The organism is Nocardiopsis sp. TNDT3 (genome assembly GCF_003427465.1).
GTDB classification, from domain to species: Bacteria; Actinomycetota; Actinomycetes; order Streptosporangiales; family Streptosporangiaceae; genus Nocardiopsis; species Nocardiopsis dassonvillei.
In genome coordinates, this window is record NZ_QPFC01000658.1 from 1 (window position 1) to 6,212 (window position 6,212).

The 6,212-nt window shown below is 73.8% G+C and carries 6 protein-coding genes; 4 read left to right on the forward strand and 2 right to left on the reverse strand.

From position 1 onward, the window contains the following. Nucleotides 1-146 precede the first annotated feature (146 nt). Nucleotides 147-1,070 carry a LysR substrate-binding domain-containing protein gene (locus DQW06_RS16580; protein ID WP_117198869.1) on the forward strand — a complete coding sequence of 308 codons (924 nt, stop codon included), beginning with the start codon at nucleotides 147-149 and terminating at the stop codon, nucleotides 1,068-1,070. A 98-nt stretch (nucleotides 1,071-1,168) separates the two neighbouring features. Here DQW06_RS16580 and DQW06_RS16585 read toward each other — a convergent pair whose 3' ends face one another. Continuing rightward, nucleotides 1,169-1,498, reverse strand: coding sequence for a hypothetical protein (locus tag DQW06_RS16585; protein ID WP_013152288.1), 330 nt, complete (start codon nucleotides 1,496-1,498; stop codon nucleotides 1,169-1,171). 99 nt (nucleotides 1,499-1,597) lie between these two features. Beyond that, nucleotides 1,598-3,565, reverse strand: a complete 1,968-nt coding sequence (locus tag DQW06_RS16590) for a PQQ-binding-like beta-propeller repeat protein (RefSeq protein WP_198662465.1) — start codon at nucleotides 3,563-3,565, stop codon at nucleotides 1,598-1,600. Between the two features lie 202 nt (nucleotides 3,566-3,767). Between DQW06_RS16590 and DQW06_RS16595 the strand changes: the two genes are divergently transcribed. From DQW06_RS16595 to DQW06_RS16605, 3 genes are all read left to right on the forward strand, one after another. Continuing rightward, nucleotides 3,768-4,709, forward strand: coding sequence for an MBL fold metallo-hydrolase (locus DQW06_RS16595; protein ID WP_117198871.1), 942 nt, complete (start codon nucleotides 3,768-3,770; stop codon nucleotides 4,707-4,709). Nucleotides 4,710-4,867: 158 nt separating this feature from the next. Then, entirely contained in the window at nucleotides 4,868-5,479 is a 612-nt protein-coding gene (locus tag DQW06_RS16600) for a hypothetical protein (RefSeq protein WP_117198872.1), read from the forward strand. Continuing rightward, nucleotides 5,476-6,212 (forward strand): PrsW family glutamic-type intramembrane protease (locus tag DQW06_RS16605; protein ID WP_117198873.1); only part of this gene is annotated, 737 nt, incomplete at its 3' end. The genes DQW06_RS16600 and DQW06_RS16605, both read left to right, overlap by 4 nt.

A 6,212-nucleotide genomic window follows, 5' to 3' on the forward strand; every position in this document is an offset into this window, starting at 1 on the left:
GACGAGGGGGCCGCCGCGCCGGGGGCGGGGAGGAAGCCGGTTCGTCCTTCCGGTGAACGCCATGAGAACAGCCCGTCGGCTCCGGCGTCCAACACCAGTTGCGACCTCACGCGATATCGCAGTGATATGGCCGGTAGGGTCGCCGCATGGAACTGCGCCACCTGCGCTACTTCACGGTGCTGGCCGAGGAACTGCACTTCGGCCGGGCCGCCGCCCGCCTGCACATGGCCCAGCCCCCGCTGTCCCAGCGCATCCGCGACCTGGAGCGGGAGCTGGGGGTGCGGCTGTTCGACCGGGGGCGCAACCAGGTGCGGCTGACCGAGGCCGGGGCGCTGCTGCTGGAGCACGCGCGGCCGGTGCTGGAGAGCGCCGAGTCCGCCCGCGAGGCCATGCGGCGCATCCGCCCCGGGCGGAGCGGGATACTGCGCGCCGGGATTCCGCCGGACACCATGGCGGTCACGCTGCGCACGCTGACCGCCGAACTGGCCCGCCTGGCGCCCGACGTCCTGGTGGACCTGCACGAGCTGACCACGGACGAGCAGTTGGCCGCGCTGCGCGAGGGCGAACTGGACGTGGGGATGGTGCGCCACCCCTCCGACACCACCGGGCTGGAGTCGGGCCCGGTGGCCAGCCGCAGGCTGGGGGTGCTGCTGCCCGCCGAGCACCGTCTGGCGGCGGGCGGGCCGGTGCGGCTGCGCGACCTCAACGGGATGCCGCTGGTGGTCTTCCCGCGCGCGATGGCGCCGATGCTCTACGACCAGATCATGTCGGCGTGCAGGTCGGAGGGGTTCCGGCCGGGCGCGATCCGGCACGCGCGCAACCCGCACTTCGTCAACGGGCTGGTGCTGGCCGGGCGGGGCGTGCACCTCAACGAGCACCCGCTGGGCGGCCTGCCCGAGGGACTGGTGTGGTCACCGCTGGAGGGCAGCCCGCTGGCGTGGCGCACGTCGGTGGTGTGGCCGCCCCGCCGCAGGCACGTGAGCGTGGCGGTGTTCGTGGCGGCGGCCACGGCGGGCCTGGAGGCGGCGGGGCACGTCATCCAGCCCGGGTCCGGCACCGCGGAGGAGTGAGCGCGGGGCGCCGCGCTCACTCATCGGCGCGGACGGAGGAACGATGGGCGGGGAGCACCGCGTTTCCGTCCGGGCGCGGCGCCCTCGGACCGCTCGGCCTACTCGGTTCCGGCGGCGGAGAGGAGGGCCGCGAGGGCGTCCCCGTCGACACGCACCCGGGAGGTGCCGGTGCGCCCCCGCAGAAGGAGCATCAGGTCGGAGGCGGTGCCCTCGACCGTGGTCGTCGCACCGTCTTCGGCGACGGGCCGCGTCCGCCAGGTTCCCGCTGAGGGGACCACGGTCCAGGCCCGCCCGAAGTCGGCGGTCCGCAGGCACACCACCGCTTCGAAGCCCTCGGGCGGCCCGCTGCCCAGGGCCAGCATGAACGCCAGGAACTCGTCGACCCCGTCGGCGACCAGGTCCGCGGGCAGCTCGAGCGCCCGTCCCACGGCGTTGCGGGCGTCCCAGGCGTGCTTTCGGGGGCTCCCCGAGGAGACGAGTGGGCCCGGCTCCGACGAAGATCCGGAGGGGGTTGTGGAGGTGCCGGGTCAGGGCACCAGGCCGTACACGGTGGTGCCCTCGTCCCAGTCGTAGGCGGTGACGGCCCCGGGGACGGGCAGCAGTCGGAGGTTCACGGCGGAGTCGATCCCGATCACCGTGCCGCCGTCCTCCGGTTCGTCCGGTCCCTCCCCGAGCGGGATCACACGCACGGACGCCGCCACCTCGCCGCCCCACACCGGCTGCTCCTGGTGCGGTACCAGGAGGGTGTCCCCCACGACGAGGGCGTCGCTGATCTCGTCATCCCCCGAAGGCGGTTCGGGGACCATGGTGGTGCGGACCAGCGTGCCGGAGGGGTCGACGCGGTGGACGAGGTGCCCGTCGTTCCCGTCCCGCTCGACGTAGACCGCGCCTCCGGTGTCGGCGTGGACGCGTCCCCGGTATCCCGAACGGATCGCCCGGTATTCCTGGCTGGCCTCGTCGTCATCCTCCATCAGGAACTCCGGGAACTCGCCCGCCACCGCGCCCGTGCGCGGATCCAGCAGAGTGACGGGACCGGAGTCGGAACCGACTCCCACCACGGGGTGCTCCCCCTCCGACACGACGCGCCCCTCCCAGAAGATCCGCATGGAGCCGCTCGGGTACGGGTCCCCGATCTGCGTGCGCCACCTCTGCTCCCCGGTACGCGCGTCCAGGCCGAGAACGACGAGAGGCCGGACATCCGACTCCCCCCGGCACAGGTACGCCGCCAGGATCAGGTCCTCATGGAGAAGGACCCGCCGTTCCGTATCACAGATGGTCTCCGGTTCCTGGGGAGTGGGAGTGAAGGTCCACAGCTCGTCCTCTCCGGTATCGCCGTACGCGATCAGAGTTCCCGGCTCCTCGTCGGAGCCCGTGTAGAGACTGCCCGTGGGAAGGACACCGATGAAGTGGTCGTCCCCGGTAACGGACCGCTCCTCAGGCGGTGCCGGCACCTCCCTGGTGATCTCGCCGGTGGCCGTGTCGACCGCGGTCATCCGCCCGCTCTCGATGTCGTCGGGGTCCTGTCGGTAGCTCACGTACACCAGGTCGCCCCCCAGGGACGCGTCTGTGCTCGTGTACCAGCCGAAGGGGAGCCGGTAGGTCCACAGCTCCTCACCACTCGCACCGTCCAGGCCGACCAGCCCGTCCCCGAGCAGCACGACCGGCCCGCGCGGTCCGGCCACGACCCGCTCGATTCTGGCGTCCTCGGGTTTCTCCCAGGCCCAGCCCACCCGGGTGACCGTGGTCGGCATGCCCGGGGCGGCTCCGGGGGCGGCGACCGCGTGCTCCAGCGGCTGGTGGGTAGTCTCGGAGACGGCCGCCCACCCGGCCGTGACCACGGCCAGGACACCGGCGGCGAAGCCCGTCCAGGCACGCCCGCCCGGCTGGGACCGTGGACTGTGGACGGCGAGGAGCAGCGCCAGGAAGCCCAGGGCGAACGCGCACAGCACAACCCACTGGAGGCTGCCCGGGACCGACGGGGCCCAGGTGTCCCTGCTCTCCGTGAGCCGGGCGAAGGCGTCGAGCGGGAAGGAGCGGTAGGCCAGGTACGACAGCAGCGCGGCCCCAGCAGCCAGCGCCGTGAGGCGGATCAGCCCCCTGCGGTCGTGGTCCGGGCCGGTCTCCCGCGACGCCGCGTGGCGCAGGACCAGGACCAGCAGCGCCAGTCCGGCGGAGAACGCCACGAGCAGGGAGGGGCCGAGCCCCAAGTCCTGCGGCGGGTCCCCCGGGAACAGCGAAACCACCGACAGCAGGAGGGCGCTGGCGACAAGACCCGTTCCGGCCCAGGCGAGGAGGGCGGAGAGGAGGGGCCAGGCCGCGCGGAGCGGTCCCGGCTGGTCTCCGGACCGGGGGAGCGCCTCGTCATCGCGGCGCTGCGGGCCCTCCCGGTGCTCCGGTCCCTCCTCGGAACCGCTCGCGTCCCGGTGCTCGGTTCCGGCTCCGTGGGCGTTCCCCTCCCGGGAGGAGCCCGCGGGAATACCCGCCTCGCTGTTCACGTGTGTCCCTGCTCCCTGGCCCGTCCGAGGGCGTGCGCGTGCGCCCACGGACGCACGAACCGGATATGCGGTCGTCACGATAACAGCGCGTATGGGGGCCGTTTCCCTCTTCGGCCGGTACCGGCCACGGTGGGCTCCGCGGGGGCGCTGTTGTAGCCTCTTCCTTCTTTCCCCGAAGTCGGCGAGCGCGAGGGAGGACCCCATGGACCGGACCGCACGGACAGGGCCGGATGCGGCGAGCCTGACCGAGGTCGTGGACGGCGTGTACGCCTGGGTGCAGTCGGACGGCACCTGGTGGGTCAACAACGCGGGAGCCGTCGCCGGGGGCGACGGGCTCCTGGTGGTGGACACCTGTGCGTCCGAGGCACGCACCCGCGCGTTCCTCGGCGCCCTGGCGCGCGCCACCGGCGGCGCGCCCGTCCGGTGGGCGGTCAACACCCACCACCACGGCGACCACACCTACGGCAACAGCTTGCTGCCCGAGTCCGCCGCGCTCATCGGGCAGGCCGCCATGCGCGAGGCGCTCGCGCAGGACCCGATCCTGGACGCCTGCCCTCCGTTCTGGTCGCCCCTTCCGGACTGGGGCGGCGTCACCCGGCGCCTGCCGTCGATCGTGTTCGACCGGGAGCTGACCGTCCACACCGGCGGGCGGCGGGTGGAGCTGCGCCACCCCGGCCACACGGCGCACACCCCCGGCGACGTGGTGGCCTGGCTGCCCGAGGAGCGGGTGCTGTTCACCGGCGACCTGGTCTTCCACGGGCTGACGCCACTGGTGTTCATGGGTTCGCTGGAGGGCGCGCTGCGCTCGCTGGAGTGGCTGTACGCGTTCGGCCCCGAACACGTGGTCCCCGGGCACGGCCCGCTGCTGGGCGCCGCCGGGCTGGACGCGGTGCTGGGTGAGCACGAGCGCTACTACCGGTTCGTGCTGGAGACCGCCCGGGACGGGGTCGCCCGGGGGCTCACCCCGCTGGAGAACGCCAGGGACTGCGACCTGGGCGGATTCCGCGACTGGGCCGACGCCGAGCGCATCGTGCTCAACCTGCACCGCGCCCACGCCGACCTCACCGGTACCGACATGGACCTCGCGGCGGCGCTGTCCGACACCGTCGAGTGGAACGGGGGCCCGATGCCCACCGGCCTCTGAGCGTTCCCGGCCGGTCACCGCGCCCCCGCGCCGATCCCCCGCATTGGTGAAATCACCGTAAACGTGTGCCAAGTCGGCGCCGTGCCACCAAAGCACACACTCCCGAATGTTTCGCTTGCCGTGACAGGGCATCACCGCGGGTGACGAGGGGGAACGCCATGGCGGAGGCGACCGGGGAGGACGCGCGCACACAGCGGCGCGGCCCCCGCAGCAACTGGGTGCCACTGGGCGTGGCCGCGGCGGCGATCGCGCTGCTGGTGGTGGCCTGGCCGCTGGTCAACGCGCTCCTGCCCGGCTCGGAGTCCGTCCCCTCCGGCGAACCGGTGCCCGTGGGGTCCGCGGGTGACTACCGGGCCTCCCTCACCTTCCCCCAGGAGGGCTGGCACCTCAACACCGGCTCCAGCCAGGCCGGGCAGATCTACCGCTTCACCCGGGGGCCCGTGGAGCTGACGCTCAGTTCGGTCACCCCCGTGACCTCGCCGCCGCCCAGCCTGGAGGAGCTGTGGGCGGGCCTGCGACGGGTCGTGCGCGCCGGCGAGGCGACGGCGAGGCTGGGCGCCCCGGAGGCCATCTCCACCCGGAGCGGCGTCGAGGGGCTCGCCGGGGCCCTGGAGAGCCGGGAGGGGGACGGCTCCGCGGTGGTCTACCCCTCCCCCGACGGACAGCTGGCCGTGGAGATGACCCTGGCCGGGCGCGAGGCCACCCCGGCCGACCTCAGCGCGGTCGCCGACGTCGTGCGCTCGGTCTCCTTCACCCGGGAGGGCTCGTGAACCCCGAACCCGAGAACCGTCCGGCCGCGACCGACCGGCGCTCCGTGCCCTCGCCGCGCCGCGCCCGCCAGGAGGACTCCGGTCCCCGGCACGCCTGGGAGCGGCCGACCGGGGGCGGGCGCGCCCGCGGGCAGCGGCTGCCCGCGCTGGCCGCGCTCGTCCTGATCGGGGTGCTGTGCGCGGTGGGCCTGGGCTACCTGGCGGTGCGGTTCACCGGGCTGGTGCGCGTCTTCTTCTCCGAGGCGGCGCTGGCGGTGTTCCTGGGGCTGGTGACGCTGGCCTTCGGGTTCTGGGTACTGCGCCGCATCCGTCCGGTGCGCGACCCCGCCCTGGACGCCTCCGTGGTCGCGGTGCTCTGGGGTCTGACCGCCGCGCCGGCGGGCGGGGTCGTCGCCAACGCGGGCCTGGGCTCGATCTGGGCCAAGAGCCTGGGGCTGCCCTTCTCCGGGGTCTGGGGGGCGGCCATGACCGCCCCCCTCAACGAGGAGGTGCTCAAGCTCGCCGGGATCGTGCTGGTGGCGGTGGCCTTCCCCGCCGCCGTGCGCGGTCCGGTGGACGGGTTCGTGATCGGGTCCCTGGTGGGTCTGGGCTTCGAGGTGACGGAGAACTTCGTCTACTCGATGAACGCGATCGTCCAGTCGGGCGGCACCGGCGGACTGGTGCCGGTGGCGCAGACGACCGTGGTGCGGCTGGTCCTGACGGGGTTGGGCTCGCACTGGGCGATGTCGGCGGT